18 protein-coding genes and 1 riboswitch are annotated in these 18,287 nt (G+C 33.3%); of the genes, 8 read left to right on the plus strand and 10 right to left on the minus strand.

What is annotated here, in order from left to right:
* Positions 1 to 36: 36 nt before the first annotated feature.
* Positions 37 to 828, minus strand: a complete 792-nt coding sequence (nadE, locus tag BM238_RS06830; protein ID WP_090079453.1) for an NAD(+) synthase — start codon at positions 826 to 828, stop codon at positions 37 to 39.
* Between the two features lie 103 nt (positions 829 to 931).
* Between nadE and gldB the strand changes: the two genes are divergently transcribed.
* From gldB to BM238_RS06860, 6 genes are all read left to right on the plus strand, one after another.
* Entirely contained in the window at positions 932 to 1,912 is a 981-nt protein-coding gene (gene gldB / locus BM238_RS06835) for a gliding motility lipoprotein GldB (RefSeq protein ID WP_090079454.1), read from the plus strand.
* Positions 1,913 to 2,017: 105 nt separating this feature from the next.
* Positions 2,018 to 2,344, plus strand: a complete 327-nt coding sequence (gene gldC, locus BM238_RS06840) for a gliding motility protein GldC (protein ID WP_090079455.1) — start codon at positions 2,018 to 2,020, stop codon at positions 2,342 to 2,344.
* Positions 2,345 to 2,436: 92 nt separating this feature from the next.
* On the plus strand, positions 2,437 to 3,582 hold the full coding sequence (locus BM238_RS06845; RefSeq protein WP_090079456.1) for a cystathionine gamma-synthase: 1,146 nt from the start codon (positions 2,437 to 2,439) through the stop codon (positions 3,580 to 3,582).
* A gap of 84 nt (positions 3,583 to 3,666) precedes the next feature.
* Positions 3,667 to 4,161, plus strand: coding sequence for a DinB family protein (locus BM238_RS06850; RefSeq protein ID WP_090079457.1), 495 nt, complete (start codon positions 3,667 to 3,669; stop codon positions 4,159 to 4,161).
* Positions 4,162 to 4,167: 6 nt separating this feature from the next.
* Positions 4,168 to 4,707: a hypothetical protein gene (locus tag BM238_RS06855; RefSeq protein ID WP_090079458.1), complete on the plus strand. Its 540-nt coding sequence runs from the start codon at positions 4,168 to 4,170 to the stop codon at positions 4,705 to 4,707.
* A 3-nt stretch (positions 4,708 to 4,710) separates the two neighbouring features.
* Positions 4,711 to 5,202 carry a DNA-deoxyinosine glycosylase gene (locus tag BM238_RS06860; protein ID WP_090079459.1) on the plus strand — a complete coding sequence of 164 codons (492 nt, stop codon included), beginning with the start codon at positions 4,711 to 4,713 and terminating at the stop codon, positions 5,200 to 5,202.
* A gap of 70 nt (positions 5,203 to 5,272) precedes the next feature.
* Here BM238_RS06860 and BM238_RS06865 read toward each other — a convergent pair whose 3' ends face one another.
* A complete protein-coding gene (locus tag BM238_RS06865; protein ID WP_090079460.1) occupies positions 5,273 to 6,292 on the minus strand; it encodes an LLM class flavin-dependent oxidoreductase in 1,020 nt (339 codons plus the stop codon).
* A gap of 311 nt (positions 6,293 to 6,603) precedes the next feature.
* On the opposite strand from BM238_RS06865, the gene BM238_RS06870 reads away from it, so the two are divergent.
* Positions 6,604 to 7,152 carry an L-threonylcarbamoyladenylate synthase gene (locus BM238_RS06870; RefSeq protein ID WP_090079461.1) on the plus strand — a complete coding sequence of 183 codons (549 nt, stop codon included), beginning with the start codon at positions 6,604 to 6,606 and terminating at the stop codon, positions 7,150 to 7,152.
* 268 nt (positions 7,153 to 7,420) lie between these two features.
* Entirely contained in the window at positions 7,421 to 8,848 is a 1,428-nt protein-coding gene (locus BM238_RS06875; RefSeq protein WP_090079462.1) for a CCA tRNA nucleotidyltransferase, read from the plus strand.
* A gap of 54 nt (positions 8,849 to 8,902) precedes the next feature.
* Here BM238_RS06875 and BM238_RS06880 read toward each other — a convergent pair whose 3' ends face one another.
* From BM238_RS06880 to BM238_RS06920, 8 genes are all read right to left on the minus strand, one after another.
* Complete coding sequence (locus BM238_RS06880; RefSeq protein ID WP_090079463.1) at positions 8,903 to 9,910, minus strand: DNA/RNA non-specific endonuclease; 1,008 nt, start codon at positions 9,908 to 9,910, stop codon at positions 8,903 to 8,905.
* A gap of 146 nt (positions 9,911 to 10,056) precedes the next feature.
* On the minus strand, positions 10,057 to 11,961 hold the full coding sequence (locus BM238_RS06885) for a TonB-dependent receptor plug domain-containing protein (RefSeq protein ID WP_090079464.1): 1,905 nt from the start codon (positions 11,959 to 11,961) through the stop codon (positions 10,057 to 10,059).
* A gap of 109 nt (positions 11,962 to 12,070) precedes the next feature.
* Positions 12,071 to 12,254, minus strand: a riboswitch (cobalamin riboswitch).
* 165 nt (positions 12,255 to 12,419) lie between these two features.
* Positions 12,420 to 12,731: an NTF2 fold immunity protein gene (locus tag BM238_RS06890; protein WP_090079465.1), complete on the minus strand. Its 312-nt coding sequence runs from the start codon at positions 12,729 to 12,731 to the stop codon at positions 12,420 to 12,422.
* 152 nt (positions 12,732 to 12,883) lie between these two features.
* The gene (locus tag BM238_RS06895) at positions 12,884 to 13,174 is read right to left on the minus strand and encodes an NTF2 fold immunity protein (protein ID WP_090079466.1); all 291 of its coding nucleotides are present in this window, start codon (positions 13,172 to 13,174) and stop codon (positions 12,884 to 12,886) included.
* A 247-nt stretch (positions 13,175 to 13,421) separates the two neighbouring features.
* Positions 13,422 to 14,480: an NAD(P)-dependent alcohol dehydrogenase gene (locus BM238_RS06900; protein WP_090079467.1), complete on the minus strand. Its 1,059-nt coding sequence runs from the start codon at positions 14,478 to 14,480 to the stop codon at positions 13,422 to 13,424.
* A 270-nt stretch (positions 14,481 to 14,750) separates the two neighbouring features.
* Positions 14,751 to 15,140, minus strand: coding sequence for a barstar family protein (locus tag BM238_RS06910; RefSeq protein WP_090079469.1), 390 nt, complete (start codon positions 15,138 to 15,140; stop codon positions 14,751 to 14,753).
* A gap of 12 nt (positions 15,141 to 15,152) precedes the next feature.
* Positions 15,153 to 16,625 (minus strand): alpha-amylase, encoded by a 1,473-nt coding sequence (locus tag BM238_RS06915; protein WP_090079470.1) that lies wholly within the window; start codon positions 16,623 to 16,625, stop codon positions 15,153 to 15,155.
* 75 nt (positions 16,626 to 16,700) lie between these two features.
* Positions 16,701 to 18,278, minus strand: coding sequence for a Na+/H+ antiporter (locus BM238_RS06920; protein WP_090079471.1), 1,578 nt, complete (start codon positions 18,276 to 18,278; stop codon positions 16,701 to 16,703).
* Positions 18,279 to 18,287 lie beyond the last annotated feature (9 nt).

Here is an 18,287-nt window from a genome sequence, read left to right on the forward strand (position 1 = left end):
TAATTTAATCTAAAACCTAAATCAATAATTTAGAATTTAATTACGCCATTCTTCCGGAATATCACACACAGGAATCGGCTGAATTTTATGTTGCGCCGCTTTATTCATTCGCGAAAATATTTTATAAACTTCCAAATCGCGACCGGAATAATCGGCTTCAGTTTTAGTTCCAAATTCTTTCTGAATTTTTTCTAATTCAGGATAAGTGGCGCCGATTTGCTGTTCGTCAGTTCGGTCAACATCCCAAAGTCCATCAGTTGGAATGGCATTTTTAATACTTTCCGGAAGATCTAAATTTCTTGCCAAATCAAAAACTTCCGTTTTATAAAGATCAGCGATCGGTGAAACATCCACGCCACCGTCACCATATTTCGTGTAAAAACCGATGCCAAAATCTTCCACTTTATTTCCTGTTCCACAAACCAGAAGTCCGTTTATTTGACCGTAATAATATAAGGTCAACATTCTCAATCTCGCTCTTGTATTGGCAAAAGCAAGTTTTTCTGCCGGAAATTCTTCGTCTTTTACATCAAAAGTTTTATACAAAGCTTCGAAAGGCTCATTCAGATCGACAGACATTCCTTCCACGTTTGGAAATTTATTTTTCAGAAAATCGATATGTTCCAAAGCACGGTTTGCCTGATCACTTTTTTGGCGAATTGGCATTTCTACGACCAAAACTTTTAAACCCGTCATCGCACAAAGCGTCGAAACCACGCCGGAATCTACACCGCCGGAAACTCCGATCACGTATCCTTTCACATTCGCTTTTTCGGCGTAATCTTTCAGCCAGTTTACGATGTGATCTATAACTTTTTGTGATTGCATTTATTAAATTTTAAAATGATTCTTTCTCATCAATTCTATTGCTCAAAAATATATTCCGTTAAATTTTCACTATTTTTGCGGTTCTAAATTTTATGTAAAAATAATGAAGTTTTTTAAATATTTTATCCTCTACATTGCCTTTATTTCAATAATGCAATCCTGCAAAAAAGATGAAGCAAATTTTTGGGACGTTAAAATTGACGACGCGCTTCCAAAGGTGGAAATTAAAGATATTTCTAAAGCATTTTACGATCAAAAAATCCCATTAGATCAATTTAAAACAGAATTTCCCTGGTTTCAGGGAAGTGTTCCGGATGAAGATTATAGCATCAGAAGAACCGACGCAGACGAGATAAAAATTTATAAAGAAGCCATCGGAAAAATAGACCAGAAAAAGCTTAATGAAGATCTGACTTTGCTTTTTGCGCATGTTCAGCATTATTTTCCGCAGTTTAAAATTCCTAAAGTATTTTTATTTTCTTCGGCTCTTCAAATGGCGAAGGATCCAATTTTTTTAGAATCAAAAAATAATTTGTTGTTTATAGACATTACCGGTTTTATGGGAGAAAATAATCCCAATTATAAAGGAATGGAGAATTATTTCCAAAAATCGATGAATCCGCAGAATATTTTGCCTAAAGTTTCCGAGATACTTTCCGAAAATATGGTTCAACCTATTGGAAGACAGCAAAAATTTTTAGATCAAATTATTTATGAAGGCAAATTATTAACACTTCAAGATGCTTTTATGCCAACTGAACCAGATTATTTAAAAATAAATTATACGGCAAAACAGTACGAATGGTCAAAGCAAAATGAGGAAAATATCTGGAACTATTTTGTAGAGAATAATTTAGTTTACAGTGATGAACCAAGATTATCGGAACGTTTTTTATCAGTCGGTCCGTTTTCAAAATTTTATACTGAAATTGATAATGAATCTTCTCCACAAATCGGACGTTTCACCGGATGGGAAATTTGTAAAAAATATTTTAGCGTAAAACCGGAAACAAAACTTCAGGATTTTCTAAAAATGGACGCGCAAACTATTTTTAACACCGCAGAATACAGACCTAAAAATTAACTTATAAATATAAAGATTTACCAATGTAAAAGTCTAGCAATACTAATGCTTTCACAAAATTGGTAAACTTTTACATCGATAAATTGGTACATTAAATAAAAGAATATGAGAACAACAAATATAAATATCCGCGTTGAACTAGACGAAAACCAGGTTCCAGAAAAAATGTTTTGGAACGCTGAAGACGGTGGAATCGAAAATGAAGAAACCAAAGCGACGATGATCTCCGTTTGGGATGATGCAAAAAAAGAAGCCTTAAGAATTGATCTTTGGACAAAAGAAATGCCTGTTGACGATATGAAAATGTTCCTTCACCAAATTTTGTTATCCATCAGCCACACTTACGAAAAAGCAACTGGCGAAGAAGATGTCGCACAATGGCTGGAAGAAACCGCGGAGACTTTCGCAGTGAAAGCGGCAATAAAAATGTAAAAAAGAACCAAGATTTTAGAGTCAAGATTTAAAAAATAAATTTTGCATCTTGACTCTAAAATCTTGCTTCTATTAATTTAAAATAAGAAATTATGAAATTCAACACTAAAGTAATACACGGAAATCAACACATAGAACCAACAACTGGTTCGGTAAATGTTCCGGTTTTTTTGACATCCACTTTCGCACAAACTTCACCTGGACAACCGATCAGCGAATATGAATATTCTCGCGCTGCAAATCCTACAAGACAAGCATTGGAAGACAGTTTGGCAAGCATAGAAAATGGCGCAAAAGGCTTGGCTTTTGGGTCTGGTTTGGCAGCAATTGACTGTGTTTTAAAATTATTAAAACCAGGCGATGAAATTATCGCCGTTGATGATCTTTACGGCGGAACTTATCGGTTATTCGTTCGGTTATTTGAAAAATATAACTTGAAATTTACTTTTATGAATTTTGATGATGTTTCAAAATTAGAAGATAAAATTTCTGATAAAACAAAACTAATCTGGATTGAAACGCCTACAAATCCGTTAATGAAATTGGTGGATATAAAAGCCGTTTGCGATTTAGTTAAAGGAAAAAATATTTTAGTGGCCGTTGATAACACTTTTGCAACGCCTTATTTACAAAAACCTTTGGATCTTGGTGCCGATATTGTGATGCATTCGGCAACAAAATATTTGGGCGGACATTCTGACGTAATTGCTGGTGCATTGGTTGCAAAAGATGAAAAATTAGGGGAAGAACTTCACTTTATACAATTTGCAAGTGGCGGAATTTTAGGACCAATGGATTCTTATCTGGTTTTAAGAGGGATTAAAACTTTGGCTTTACGCGTTGAAAGACATTCAGAAAACGGAATGAAAGTCGCGGAATATTTAGAAAATCATGCAGCAGTTGACAAAGTTTTTTATCCGGGTTTGAAATCTCATCCGCAAAATGAATTGGCAAAAAAACAAATGTCAGATTTTGGCGGCATGGTTTCTTTTACTTTTAAATCCGGCAAAAAAGAAGACGCTGTAAAATTTTTAGAAAATGTAAAAGTTTTCACTTTAGCGGAATCTTTAGGCGGCGTAGAATCTTTGGCAAATCATCCAGCATTGATGACGCATGCTTCAATCCCTGCTGAAAAACGTGCAGAATTGGGCATCACTGATGATTTAGTAAGATTAAGCGTTGGCATTGAAGATGCAGAAGATTTATTGGAAGATTTAGAAAATGCTTTTTCCAAATAATGTAATAATACACCAGTTTAACAATTTACCAATATTTTTAAAATTGGTAAACTGTTAGACTTTTTGATTGGTAAATTTAATACTATGACAGAATTTGAAAAATACATTCAGCGCTATTTAGATTTAATTCCAACCGAAAATTGGATGGAAGAATTGGTGAATTGTGAGAAGCTAACATTAGAAATTTATTCAAAATTAAATGAAGAAACTTCTCTATTTAAATACGCAGAAAAGAAATGGACTTTTAAAGAAGTTCTGCAGCATTTAATAGATTGCGAACGAATTTTTCAATACCGTGCTTTATCAATTTCGCGCGGCGACACACAAAATTTGCCTGGTTTCGATGAAGAATTATTTGCTGAAAATTCAAATGCCGATGAGCGACATTTAGAAGATTTAATTGCAGAACATTCCTTAGTTCGCGCTTCAAGTTTAATTTTGTTTAAAAGTTTTAAAAAAGAAACACTTTCTAATAAAGGTTTTGCAAATGGAAACGAAATTTCTGTGGAAACAATTGGGAAATTAATTGTTGGTCATAATTTGCATCATTTGAATGTAATCGAAGAAAGATATTTATAACCTTGAATGAGAGTTCTAAAAAATTTAAATGATGTTAAAAGCATCAACTCAAAAAAATTAGTATTTGAAGAAAGTTGGCTGGATAAAATTGATCTGTACACGAACTATCTCATTTATTTAGCAATGGCAATTTTCTCACTAATGTCAATCTTCGAAATTGATCCAAATTCAAAAAATGATACTGTTGGATACTACATTTTCCCATTTATTATCTTAATATCCGCTTATGCTTTTTACTGCAAATTTTCAGAAAAATGTTTAAAAGAAATAACTTTCAATATTCATAGCGAAGATGCAAAAATGAGGATTTTACAATTTGGAAAGAACAATAATTTTAGAATAACCAAAATTTCTAATAATTTAATTTTTCTCAATAAACCTACAAATGATTTTGATTTTGGAAATCATGAAAAAACAACTTTAGTTTTTATAAAAGATTACAGTATTCTTTTTACAATAATACAAGAGGGCGTTCGTTTAAATTTTCCAGTTCTATTCTCTCAGTACTTTTTTAAAAGTAAAATGAAAAGAATCTTGAAAAATTAAATTTTGGAAAACCGCATTTCTTCATTTCCTGCAATTATCGATAAACATTCTAAAATCTTAATTTTAGGCTCGATTCCCGGCGTAAGATCTTTAGAAAAACAAGAATATTACGGTCATCCACAAAATAAATTCTGGAAGATAATCTTCGATTTATTTAATGAAGAATTTTCCCAAAATTATACCGAAAAAATCAATCTTTTAAAGAAAAATAACATCGCACTTTGGGATGTAATTGATTCCTGCGAAAGAAAAGGAAGTTTGGATTCCGAAATAAAAAACGAAGAAGCCAATCCAATTCTGGAACTTTTGGAAAATCATCAAAAAATTTCCGCCATCTTTTGCAATGGCGGAAAATCTTTTAAAAGTTTAGAGAATATTTTAGGAAAAAACTTTAGAATCCCTATTTTTTTATTGCCTTCAACAAGTCCGCTTCACACAATTTCTTTTGTCGAAAAATTAGAAAAGTGGAAAATTATCTGTAATTATATTGATTAAAATTTTGGCTGAAGCCAATTGTAAATCATTTTCTTTAAATGGGCTAAAGCCCATTTCTATTGATGAAATTCTACTTCACTTTCGGGCCAACTTTTTCACCAAATAATTTGATAGATTCCATCATAATATCGTGTTCAGGCGCACCAACGTCCATATGACCAATAAATCTTGTGATGCCAAAAATCTCTTTCATGTAATTAATTTTATCGGCAACCTGCTCAGAATTTCCAATAAACAAAGCGCCATCTTTCATTCTTCCGCCTTCATATTGCATTTTCGTGTAAGGCGCCCAACCTCGCGTAGACCCAATTCTGTCCATTTGAGATTTGTAATTTTCAAAATAACCATCAATTACATTTTGATCTTCACTCACAAAAGCGTGGGAATGAATAGCAATTTGCATTTCAGATTCCGGAAATCCTGCTTTCAAATATTCCTGTTTATAAAATTCAATTAAATTTCTAAACTGAATCGGCATTCCGCCAATAATAGCGACCACCAAAGGCATTCCGAGTTTTGCAGCATTTAAAACCGATTGTGGCGTTCCACCAACGGCGCGCCAAATTGGTAATTTCCCGTTATTTTTTGCTCTTGGATAAACCGTTTGATTTTCCATTGGCGCGCGCAGTTTTCCTTTCCACGAAACGTTTTCTTCGGAATTTATTTTTAATAATAAATCTAATTTTTCATCAAAAAGTTCTTCGTAATCGTTTAAAGAATAGCCAAATAAGGGAAAAGATTCAATAAAACTACCGCGTCCGACGTAAATTTCCGCTCTTCCATCTGAAATTAAATCCAAAGTTGAAAAATCCTGATACACTTTTACGGGTTCGGACGAACTTAAAACCGTTACGCCACTTGCTAATTTTATTTTTTTTGTAATACTTGCAGCGGCAGCCAATAAAATTGCCGGCGAAGAAACTGCATATTCCGGGCGGTGATGTTCGCCGATCGCAAAAACATCAATCCCGACCTCGTCCATTAATTTTACTTCTTCTAAAATCTCACGAAGTTTTACGCCTGCATCTTTATATTTTCCAGTGGTTTTAACAAAAGCCACATCGCCAAACATTCCTATTCCTAATTCCATTTTCTCTAATTTTATATTACAAATTTAAAGCATCGAAATCTAAAAAATGTTGACCTAAGATAGGAAGGAAGTTTATAATTCAAGAAATTTAAACCATTGAATGATGATTCTTATTTGGGCAGCATTTGACTACGCCGAATGTCTATTTATTATTTTTTTATGGCAGACATTTCCGCCTTCCGCTCCCAATCTTTTGTTCGTCGTTCCTCCTCACAAAAGGATTTCCGCTCAAGTCGGGCTGCAAAAGTTATCATTGTAATCAAAGTTTTTCCTCACTATAAAATTATTACTTTTACACTTTAAAATAATCAATGGAAAATATTATAGAAATATTAAAATCAGGCGGCACTATTCTTTACCCAACAGATACGATTTGGGGAATTGGTTGTGACGCAACAAATATAGAAGCGATTCAAAAAATATTTGAAATCAAAAAAAGAGAAGCCTCAAAATCTATGATTATTTTGGTAGAAAATGACAAGCGTTTGCAGGATCTAGTTGATGTTCCGGAAATGGCGTGGGAAATAATGGATTTGAGTGAAAAGCCAGTGACAATAATTTATGAAACAGTGAAAAATTTACCCAAAGAACTTTTAGCAGAAGACGGTTCTGTTGGAATTCGTGTGGTGAAAAATGACTTTTGTAAAAAATTAATTACTAAATTAAATGCGCCTTTGGTTTCTACTTCTGCCAATTTAAGCGGTTTTAAAAGTCCACTGAAATTTTCTGATATTTCTGATGAAATTAAAAATGCGGTTGATTTTGTGGTGGAAGATTTAGAAGATAAAGTCTCAGAATTTTCGGGTTCTTCCATTATAAAGATCTGGAATGATAGCAGAATTAAGGTTATTAGAGAATAATTAATTTAAAATTTTCAAAGTTTTTTTGTCATTCCGTAGGAATCTCAGCAGTAAAAATCACCGCTTAGATTCCTACGGAATGACAAAATTAATTTTTTTAGATTTCTTTTAAATAGCAAAAGTTCACTTTTCAGCAATTGGAAAAATTAATTTTTAAGAGAAAACTTATCTTTGCAAAAATATTTCTCGTAAATTTTACAGATAGAGCAGATTTTTCTTTTTTAAATCTGCTTAATTTGATAAATCTGCGAGAGTCTTAAATTTCAAAATGACCATCAATCTTACTCAAAATAAAAATTTTAAATTATTTAAAACAATTTCTTCCGTTGCAGAAAAAAATGAGCAATCGGTTTTTATTGTGGGCGGTTTTGTGCGCGACCTTTTGATGCTAAGAAAAGCGCCAACTGACATAGATTTCGTCACGGAACAAAGCGGAATTGATCTTGCAAAAGCAGTTGCCAAAGAATTAGACCCAACTTTGAAAGTTTCGATTTTTAAAACTTACGGAACTGCGATGGTAAAATTTAACCATTTGGATTTAGAATTTGTTGGCGCCAGAAAAGAAAGTTATTCTGAAAATTCCAGAAATCCTGCCGTAGAAAATGGCAGTCTGGAGGACGACCAAAAACGCCGGGATTTTACTATTAATGCGTTGGCAATTTCTTTAAACAAAGAAAATTTTGGCGAATTAATTGATCCTTTTAACGGACAGGAAGATTTGCAAAATAAAATTTTACGCACACCTTTAGAACCTTTGCAAACTTATTCCGATGATCCTTTGAGGATGATGCGCGCTTTGCGTTTTGCTTCAACCTTGAATTTTACAATTGAAGAAAATTCTTTAAAAGCCATTAAAAATGAAGCGGAAAGAATTAAAATCGTTTCCTTGGAACGCGTGATGGTGGAATTTAACAAAATTATGCTTTCCGAAAAACCTTCCGTCGGTTTAAAATTAATGGAAGAAACGGGTTTGTTAAATCTAATTTTACCGGAGTTATTGGCCTTAAAAGGCATCGAAGAAAAAGAAGGACAAACGCACAAAGACAATTTTTGGCACACTTTGGAAGTCGTCGATAATATCTCTGAAAACACCGATAATCTTTGGTTGCGATGGGCGGCTTTATTGCACGATATTGGAAAAGCGCCGACAAAAAAATTCATTGAAGGCATTGGCTGGTCTTTTCACGGACACGAATTTTTAGGTTCAAAAATGGTAAAAAATATTTTTTACCAATTGAAGTTACCGTTGGGAAATGATATGAAATTTGTGCAAAAAATGGTGAAATTATCTTCCCGACCAATTGCTTTGATTGACGATGGAACGTCGGATTCTGCTTTACGACGTTTACTTTTTGATGCAGGTGAAGATCTGGAAGATTTATTTATTTTAAACAAAGCCGATATCACGACCAAGAACTCTAAAAAGCAGGAAAAATTCAAGAAAAATTTTGAATATGTCGCGGAAAAAATAAAAGAAGTTGAAGAAAAAGACCACGTCCGGAATTTTCAGCCACCGATTTCCGGGGAAGAAATTATGGAACTTTTTAATTTACAACCTGGACGGGAAATCGGGATTTTAAAGGAAAAAGTGAAGGAGGCGATCTTGGAAGGCGAAATTTCTAATGATCATTTTGAAGCGAGAAATTTTGTGATATTTGAAGGTGAAAAACTGGGCTTGATATTATCTAAAAATTAAAATATCTCTCGCAGATTTAAAAGGTGACGCAGATTTTAATCAATAATAAAAATTTTAAGGTAAAATTAAATTTAGTTTTAAAGTCGATTTTTTATCTTCTGGCTTTAATTTCTTTCCCGCATCATCAGCGTTTCCAGTGTCTTTTATGAGTTGAAGTTGATTGATCTGATCTTTGATTTTTATTTTTTTTACGCCTTTCCAGGTGAAATTTAAACCACTTTGCTTCTGTAGAAAATCTATATCGACCTGAAAAACTTTTTTATATTTAAAATCTGAAAATTCGGTAACAGTTTCAGCTCTTTTTAAAATTTCTTTACTTTCAATAATTCCTAACTCTTTTATTTTCTTTTCGTGACTCATCACAAATGCCGTACTATAAATACCTTTTTCTGTACTGAAAACGACAACTTTAAAAAATAAAATCGGGATTTGAAAATTTTCCACATTTTTATAAACTGGATCAGAATCTAAAATAAACGGACCAGTGAAAACCGAAATCTTTTTATTTTTATCAATTTCTGACGTTTCATTAATGATATAATTTTCCAGACTTCGCCACAAACCGCTATTAAGAATTTCCGCCTGCGGAAAACTGTTTGGGAAATGAAATGTGCGGTAAGCCATTATTTGCGCATCGTTTCCCCAAGTCATTTCGTTATGTGCGGCAACATGTCCAATTTCAAAAATAATCCGAAATTTTCCCGTTTTCGAATCTTTGTATTTAAAACTATAAAAATCTTCCGAAAGTTGAACTTCTTTAGGAATTCTGGGATCGTGATGAAATGAATTTGCCCTTGAAATTTTATCTTTTTTGTCAGCACCATTAATATTGTACGCCGAGAAAAAAGGAATTTTTCGGTTTGAATTATAATGCACACTTAAATTCGTATAATTTAAAATTCCATTTTTGTTGCCTTCTACTTTTGGTAAAATTTTTTTTTGATCTTTATTTAAAATATTTGCAGAAGAGACGGTAATTTTATCATCAATAAAATTCTCAATAAAACCTTTACATTTTAAAAGTTCTTCTTTTGAAAAAGCAATTTCTTTTAAAGTACTCATAATTAACAGGTTATTAGTTTATTCAAAATTAAGAATTTTATAATTTAAATAGAATAATAATTTAGTAATAAAAAAAATGCTTCCAGACGTGGAAGCATTTCTTTAAAAATCACTCAATGTTTTAAAAACTTTTCATGGTTACAAAATTAAAATTTATAATCAAATCCCACTGTATAATTTCGTGGTTTCGTGGTAAAACCAACGACATCTACATAACTTGTATTAAATAAATTACATACGTTTGCAAATATGGAAAGATTTTTTACAATAGTTTGGTTAACGTTTAAATTAAATAAATTATAAGATTTTAAATCAACCGGCACAATTGCGAAAGTGTTAGAATCGAAATAAGCGTCGGCTCTTTTTGAGACAAATTGTTGCGTCAAATTAATTCGATTTCCTTTAAATGCTGTGATTTCCACAAAAGAATTAATTCTTTGTTTTGGCTGGCGAAGCATTGTCGCTTCTTTCTCTTTTTCAACGTAACTAAAATTTCCTCCGACATTGAAAATTGGGTTAATTCTATAATTAAAACCAACGTCAAAGCCTTTTACTTTATTATTTTCAACATTTAAAAATTGCCCTGCGAAAGTCACAAAATCTACAGTCTGATAAGCAAAAGCTTCTTTTTCCTGACGTTGAAAAAGTGACACATTGATAACGAAACTTTGGTCTTTTTCACCAAAAGCGAGGTCAATTTCGTTGGAAGAATTGGTTTCCGGTTTTAAATCAAAATTAGCCAGAGTGTATGGCAAAGAACCAAAACTCTGGTATAAAGTCGGCGCAATAAAAGCCGTAGAAAAGGAATAACCGATTTTTAAATATTGGTCCGCAAATTCTTTCAAATAATACGGATTTATACTGTAAACGAAGTGATTACCAAATTTTGACTGGTTTGTATTTCGAATTCCAAGGTCTAAATTAAAACCTTCCAGATTAAAATTGGCCTGTGCGAAAACATCAAAATTATTATTTTTGGTATCGTTTTTTAATAAAACATCTTCCAAAGCAGTTCCACCAAAAGGAAGCGATGTTGCGCCTAATTTTTGAGTTTCATATTGAACGCCGGCAATTAAACTGATATTTTTTGAAAACTGGTATTGATTAAATAATTCAGAAAAAAAGTTTGTTCCGGCATAAGTAAACTGATCTTGAAAATAATTTCCGTCAAAACTTTGTCCTACTCTATTAGTTGAAGTAATTCTGGAATTAAAATGAACTTCGCCATTTTTATAATTGTATTTTGAACTTAAACCTGCAAATTTTTGAAAATCATCACCGCGATTATCTGCATCTGTGAAAGCACCGCCATCATAATCATATAAATTATGACTATAACCACCGTTTACATTTAGGCTAAAGTTATCTTTATTATAACCCACATTTGCAGCAAAATTTTGTTTTTCATAGCTGTCTTTTTTAAAATCTATTCCATCTGCAGAACTTAAACCTTCAGATTTTTCATTAAATCCAGAAACCTGATAATTGAAATCTGACAATTTTCCTTTTAGCAAAACAGCTTGTCCATAAGTGTCAAAAGAACCTGCTCTTGCAGATAATTGACCTTCGATATTTTTCTGTGCGGATTTTTTGGTTTTAATATTGATCACCGAAACCGTTGCATTACTCCCATATAAGACCGAAGATGCGCCGTTTAAAACTTCGATACTTTCAATATTTTCTAAAGCAATTAGACGAAGATCCGAAACGGTATAATCATTTCCGGTGACGTCTTTTAAAGGAACGCCATCCACTAAAATCAAAACATTAGCACTTTTTCCGCCTCTGATTTTCATAGATTTTGGCTCGGTTCCGTTGTTATTGTTTCCCGTGATCTGGAAACCTGTCAATTGGTTTAAAACGTCATTTACATTTTGACCTTTAAATTTTTCTAAATCTTTTGCCGAAAGCAACTGTACATTTTTTCCGGTTTTGAAGATTTGTTGTGGAACTTTTGAAGCAATTGTCACTTCTTGAATTCCAGTTTCCTGTTGGGCAAACGCGCATGAACTTACGACAAGCATGGCTCCAACTAAAATTTGTTTTTTCATTTTTTTTGAAAATAAATTTGGTTAAAGTATGACTTATCGGAAAAATTAAAGCAAATAGAACTGAACCGAAAAAGTTCAGCAGAATTTGGCTTTTCCTCCGAAAGCATAAAAATTATAAACAAATTTGGCAGGTCTCCTGACTTTCACTTTTTTTGCGCCTTCCCATCTTTCGACAGTGGCTGGTTTTGCAAAAAAATCTTTTATGTGATTTACAGTTGCGGGGACAGTTGAAGATTTACGCTTCATTCCCTATTAATCCCGCTTTTACACGGAAACCAAAAGTTTGGCGAAGATAGATAATAAATGTGAATTGGGGAATGGTGATTTTTATATCCTTTTTAAAATTTAATCAAAAATATTTCCCCGACCCTAAAGGGAGTATTTTTGATAAAATTTTGTAGGAAATTTTCCGCCCTTTAGGGTTGGGGAAAGAAACTTTCTTGGAAGAAAATTCAAAATTATTCTCCGTGAGAATATTCAAGAACTGCTTTATTTTTAACATCAACTTTCCCAAAAGCAACTCCACCAATCTGTACTTTTTGTTGAGTTCCTTGAACAAACCAAATACTATCATTAATTTTTTTGGCACTAAATGGCTTCTCATTCGATATCATTTCTTTTCCGTAAGATTTATTCCATTCTATTTCAGCAATTTCTACGGCTTTTTCAGATTTTTGTTCATCGGAAAGTACGGAATAATTGTACTTTAAAAACTCATCCTTTTTGGTGCAAGGAAAAACAATGACGAAAAGTAAACTGTAGATTTTCATTTGATAAATTTATAACAAAAATAAGGTTTGCTTAAATTTCATCAAAAAAATTTCCCCCCGACCCTAAAGGGTGTATTTTGGCTGAAATTTTTGCGGGAAATTTTTCTCCCTTTAGGGTCGGGGAAAAGAAAATTTTGAAACATAATTTAAAATTATTTACTGTGAGAAAATTTTATGAATTTTTTATTTTTAACATCTACTTTACCGTAAGCAACGCCACCTTTATATCCTTTTGGTAAAGTTCCATCAACAAACCATATACTATCATTTATTTTTTTGGCTTTAAATGGTTGCTCATTTGCTATTTTGTCTTTACCATAAACTTCATTGAATTTATCTTCGGCAATTTTTAGTGCAATATCTTCGTCACTAATATTTTTATTAGAATTGATTTTATTATTACAAGAAATAATCATTAAAATGAAAATAATATAAATTTTCATGAGTATAATTTTAACCAAATTTAATTAAAAAACCTTTCATGTGAGAAAATTTAAAACTTATGTACTCTTATGTTTTCTTAATCAAAGTTTTAAAAATCAACTTATGTGTCAAATTATCGATTTTTTTTAACACATTAGTTGCTTAAAATCTTTTCTATTTTAGTAAGCATTAGAGCACATCAGTTTAAAAATTAACAAAAAAAACACTCCATTTCTGAAGTGCTTTAAAATAATATTTGAAAAATTCTTAGTTTTTCAAACTTTTCATATCGATCACGAAACGGTATTTCACGTCGCTTTTCAACATGCGTTCGTAGGCTTCGTTGATGTTTTGCATATCGATCATTTCAATTTCTGAAACAATATTTTTCTCACCACAAAAATCCAGCATTTCCTGAGTTTCTGCGATGCCGCCGATCAAAGAACCGGCAATTGCTTTTCTACCCAAAACCAAAGGAACTGTGCTTAGTTTATCTTCCAGACTTCCGATGAAACCTAATAAAACGATTGTACCATTTACATTTAAAGTTGGGATGTATTCATTAAGATCGTGGTCATACGGAACTGTGTCAATAATAAGGTCAAATTTACTTTGAACATCTTTCATGTGAGATTCGTCGGTAGAAATAATCACCGCATCTGCACCAAGATCCATTGCGTCCTGCGTTTTTTCCGGGGAACGTGAAAATAAACTCACGTGTGCGCCCATACCTTTTGCCAGTTTGATCGCCATGTGACCCAAACCACCCAAACCAACAACTGCAACTTTAGAATTTTCATTCACATTCCAGTGTTTCAGTGGTGAATAAGTCGTGATTCCTGCACAAAGCAAAGGTGCTACAGCCGCAAGATCCAGATTTTCAGGAACTCTCAAAACGTAATTTTGATCAACAACTACTTTCTCAGAATAACCACCAAAAGTGTGTCCTCCCAAATGTGTATCGTTGCCGTTATAAGTGCCCGTCATTCCCTGTGTGCAATATTGCTCAAGGTCCTGTTTGCAGTTTTCACACTCACGGCAGGAATCTACCATGCAGCCAACGCCCGCAAGGTCGCCAACTTTAAAGTTTTTAACATCTGCACCAATTTTAGATATTCTTCCCACAATTTCGTGTCCAGGAACAGCCGGATATTTTGATCCGCCCCAATCATTTCTGGCAGTGTGTAAATCGGAATGGCAAACGCCGCAAAACAGAATATCGATCTCGATATCATTTGCCGTCACCTCTCTTCTTTCGATATTCATTTCCTTTAGATCCGCCGTTTTGGATTCTGCACCAAAGGCTTTTACTGTAGTTGTACTCATAATTTTATTTTATTGAAATGTAAATTTAAGACCTTAAAAATTGAAAATATCATAAATTTATTTTTTGCGAAAATTTTAACATTTGGGAGTAACAAAATTTTAGATTTCCCGAAATTTGTTCCGGCTATCCGCTGTATCTTTTCTGCTTTCGAAGGTTTGTACCAAGTTGAAAATTTGTTTCAGCAGAAAAGGATGCCGCTTCTATCCGGGCTAAAAAGTAGATCTCTTCTTTTTCCGAAATGATTTTATCGCGCAATAATTTTCGAAATTTTATTGTTTAATAATTTCAATATTCGGATGATCCGCAATAATTTCAAGAATGATTTCAAAATAAGTTTGTCCTTTTCCGCGTATTAGGTCTGAAATTTTCCCCTGAATAAAATCGATATTATAAACTTCCGGCAATTTTAGTTTATTTTCGTAAAAGGCAAGCGTCGGATTTAAACCCAACGCTCTCTTATTTTCTTCAAAGTTTTTCCAGATCAGTTCTATTTTTTCATTTCCTTTTATTTCTCCGAAACCACCATTAAGTAAATCATTAAAACCATCCAGACTTTCGCCGAGTTTCCAGACTTCATTTTGCATAAAGACTTTATTGATTTCTTCGTAAAAACTTTTAATGCTGCTGATTTTCGATCCTTCGATTTGTAATTCTTTCAATAAAATCTATTTTTAATTCTCCGCCACCCAAACTGAAACATTGCCCGCCGGAACCGGGAAATTTCCCCAACCGTTTTCATCAATTGTTACTTTGTTTTCAAACCAACCAACGTAATCATAGAAAGTTTTTCCGGCATATAAAGTTCCCATTTCCATAGATTTTTCGGAAGCATCTTTATTACTTAAAACCACGGCGCAACCTGCGTGTTCCTCATTTCCTTCACGAACCCAACCTAAAACATTGGCATCATCAAAATAGTCTTTTTGATTTCCGTACGCGAAATTTTTACGGGCTTTCAAAAGTTCTTCGATCTTCTCTACTTTATCCAAAAATATTTCCTGATCATTTCCTTCTTTATCTTTATCTGTATATTTTGCACCAAAAAGATCCGGATAAAAAATACATGGAAAACCATTTTCTCTTAATAAAATTAAAGCATAAGCCAAAGGTTTAAACCATTGATCAACCGGCGCTTCAAGCGATTGCAAAGGTTGTGTATCATGATTATCAACCAAAGAAACAGAATGAATAGGATCTGCTAAAGTCAGTGTTTCGTTAAAAATTTGTCTTAAATCATAGGTATTTCCTTCATTTGAAGCCACGTGAAAATTGTGTTGAAGCGAAGAATCAAATAAACTCATGCAACCTTCCGTGTAATCAATATACTTTTGAAGCAAAGTCAATTGTCCAGGTGCCCAATATTCGCCAACTGCAAAAATATTTTTACCGGAATTTGAGCGCAACAAAGCAAGCCATTCTTTATAAAAATCATTGGAAATATGTTTTACGGCATCTAATCTTACACCATCAAAATCAGTTAATTCCTGATACCATTTTCCCCAGTGATTTAATTCTTCACGCACGGCAGGATTTCTGTGTTCGATATCATCATACATTAAAAAGTCATAGTTACCCTTTTCATCATCGATCATGTCATCCCATTTTCCAAAATCATTGATGATTCTGTAGATTGCTTTGTCCTGACCTTCCGCATAATCTACACCAGAAAAACAAGAAAAATTCCATTTAAAATTTGAATAAGTGTCACCTCTTCCCGGAAAAGTGAATTTTGTGTAGGATTCAATGTCATGAACTTCACTTATGGCTTTTTTCCTGTTTTCTTCATCCACTTTTATGGCTTGAAACGTCTCCTTTTCATCTCCACCAGCTTTGTGATTGAGAACAATGTCTACAATTACATTGATGTTATTTTCCTTTAAAGCTTTGATGGAATTCAGATATTGATCTTTCGACCCATATTTTGTAGGAACAGAATTTTTTTGGTCAAATTCACCAAGGTCAAAAAGATCGTATGGATCATAACCTACTGAATAACCGCCACCAGCAGCTTTGTAGGCGGGTGGAAACCAAACGTGATCAATCCCCAGATCATTAAGATAATCTGCGGAATTTTTTATTTGATCGTATAGTTGAGAATCTCCATCGGTGTACCAATGGAAAAATTGAATCATCGTAGAATTCATAGTTTTTAATTTAAATTTTCTTTCATCAAAAACTATACAAAACTTTTTCTAAAAAAAAATTTTTAGCAAAAATTCTTACAAACTTAGTTTTAGCTTTTCTTCCTGAAGATCTAATAAACGAAGATGTTTTTTAATAATTTCTTCATCCAGCAATAATTCCTCCTTATTTTTACTGACAAGAAAATTCCTTTGTTCTGCGAGAATTTCGGAGTAAATCTTTAAATATTCCGGATAATTGATGATAATCTCCGAACTGTTAAAACGTCTTTCCCAAATATCCATCTGCTCTTTTAAAGCTGGGAATTTTGCAATTTTTTCTGGAAAATCTGTATTTAATTTGTCGATGGCAATTTTAGCAAGTGCGCTTCGCAGTTCATGATCGGTTTCCCTTTCAGTTTTAGTAAAATCCCGATCTTCCAAAGGAAATCTTTTAAGCAAGAAAGGAAGCGTAAATCCCTGCACCAAAAGCGTTAAAATAATCACCGTAAAAGTGATAAATAAAATAAGATTTCTTTGTGGAAAAGGTGACCCGTCTGACAAGGTTAGAGGAATAGACAGTGCCGCAGCAAGAGAAAGAACACCTCTCATACCTGCCCAACCCAATAATAATGGACTTTTCCAGTCGGGCGCTACAGGATCTGCAACGGTGATAAAATTTCTCATAACTAAAGTCGTAAGAACTGCGCCGTACGCCGATAAAATTCTCACTAAAACTAAAACGCCGGTCACTGCAAAACCGTAACCGATGGCGGAAAAAATATTTGTATCGCCCAAGCCGGATACAATTTCGGGTAGATCTAAACCTATTAAAAGAAAAACGATACCATTTAGCAAAAAGCAAAAACTTTCCCAAACTGTAATTGCGCGAAGTCTGGAGGAACTGCTTAAAAAATCATGATTTCTATAAGACAAAAATAAACCACCACAAACTACCGCCAAAACACCGGAAGCGTGGATTTCCTCGGCTCCGAGATACATTGCAAAAGGCGCAACCAAAGATAAAAGCAGATCTGTATTGGCATCCGTTGGTAAAAATTTATGCATTTTCAGAAAAACATAACCGATTGCAACTCCGAAACTTGCACCACCGATGCACATCCAGATAAAACTTCCAGCGGCATCAAGCCAGATAAATTGACCAGTCGCGGCGGCAATTAAAGCAAATCTAAAAATGATCAATGAACTGGCGTCATTAAGTAAACTTTCACCTTCCAGAATTGAGGTAAATCTTTTCGGAACTTTTAATGTTTTTAAAATTGCGCCTGCACTTACGGCATCTGAAGGTGAGATAATTCCTCCTAATAAAAACCCTAAAACCAAAGAAAATCCCGGGATAAAATAATTGGCAAAAATGGCAATTGAAAGCGCAGTAAAAAATACCACTACAAAAGCAAAACTAAAAATAATTCTGCGCCACCGCCACAATTCTTTCCAAGATGAACTCCAAGCTGCTTCATATAAAAGCGGTGGCAAAAAGATCACAAAAATTATTTCAGGTTCAATTTTAATTGAGGGAATTCCCGGAATAAAACTTACTGCCAAACCCGCAATTACCAATAAAATCGGATAAGCGATCTGTATTTTTTTAGATAAAATAATTAGAAAAGTAATTAATAATACCATCGAAAGGTAAAATGTAAAGTTTTCCAGCATAATAAAAAT

Source organism: Halpernia frigidisoli (genome assembly GCF_900113805.1).
Lineage (GTDB): Bacteria > Bacteroidota > Bacteroidia > Flavobacteriales > Weeksellaceae > Halpernia > Halpernia frigidisoli.

What these genes read in the sequence shown, in the direction of transcription:
- nadE (WP_090079453.1), bottom strand. Translation starts at nt 828, where the DNA reads ATGCAATCACAAAAAGTTATAGATCACATCGTAAACTGGCTGAAAGAT.
- gldB (WP_090079454.1), top strand. Translation starts at nt 932, where the DNA reads ATGAAGTTTTTTAAATATTTTATCCTCTACATTGCCTTTATTTCAATA.
- gldC (WP_090079455.1), top strand. Translation starts at nt 2,018, where the DNA reads ATGAGAACAACAAATATAAATATCCGCGTTGAACTAGACGAAAACCAG.
- BM238_RS06845 (WP_090079456.1), top strand. Translation starts at nt 2,437, where the DNA reads ATGAAATTCAACACTAAAGTAATACACGGAAATCAACACATAGAACCA.
- BM238_RS06850 (WP_090079457.1), top strand. Translation starts at nt 3,667, where the DNA reads ATGACAGAATTTGAAAAATACATTCAGCGCTATTTAGATTTAATTCCA.
- BM238_RS06855 (WP_090079458.1), top strand. Translation starts at nt 4,168, where the DNA reads ATGAGAGTTCTAAAAAATTTAAATGATGTTAAAAGCATCAACTCAAAA.
- BM238_RS06865 (WP_090079460.1), bottom strand. Translation starts at nt 6,292, where the DNA reads ATGGAATTAGGAATAGGAATGTTTGGCGATGTGGCTTTTGTTAAAACC.
- BM238_RS06870 (WP_090079461.1), top strand. Translation starts at nt 6,604, where the DNA reads ATGGAAAATATTATAGAAATATTAAAATCAGGCGGCACTATTCTTTAC.
- BM238_RS06875 (WP_090079462.1), top strand. Translation starts at nt 7,421, where the DNA reads ATGACCATCAATCTTACTCAAAATAAAAATTTTAAATTATTTAAAACA.
- BM238_RS06880 (WP_090079463.1), bottom strand. Translation starts at nt 9,910, where the DNA reads ATGAGTACTTTAAAAGAAATTGCTTTTTCAAAAGAAGAACTTTTAAAA.
- BM238_RS06885 (WP_090079464.1), bottom strand. Translation starts at nt 11,961, where the DNA reads ATGAAAAAACAAATTTTAGTTGGAGCCATGCTTGTCGTAAGTTCATGC.
- BM238_RS06890 (WP_090079465.1), bottom strand. Translation starts at nt 12,731, where the DNA reads ATGAAAATCTACAGTTTACTTTTCGTCATTGTTTTTCCTTGCACCAAA.
- BM238_RS06895 (WP_090079466.1), bottom strand. Translation starts at nt 13,174, where the DNA reads ATGAAAATTTATATTATTTTCATTTTAATGATTATTTCTTGTAATAAT.
- BM238_RS06900 (WP_090079467.1), bottom strand. Translation starts at nt 14,480, where the DNA reads ATGAGTACAACTACAGTAAAAGCCTTTGGTGCAGAATCCAAAACGGCG.
- BM238_RS06915 (WP_090079470.1), bottom strand. Translation starts at nt 16,625, where the DNA reads ATGAATTCTACGATGATTCAATTTTTCCATTGGTACACCGATGGAGAT.
- BM238_RS06920 (WP_090079471.1), bottom strand. Translation starts at nt 18,278, where the DNA reads ATGCTGGAAAACTTTACATTTTACCTTTCGATGGTATTATTAATTACT.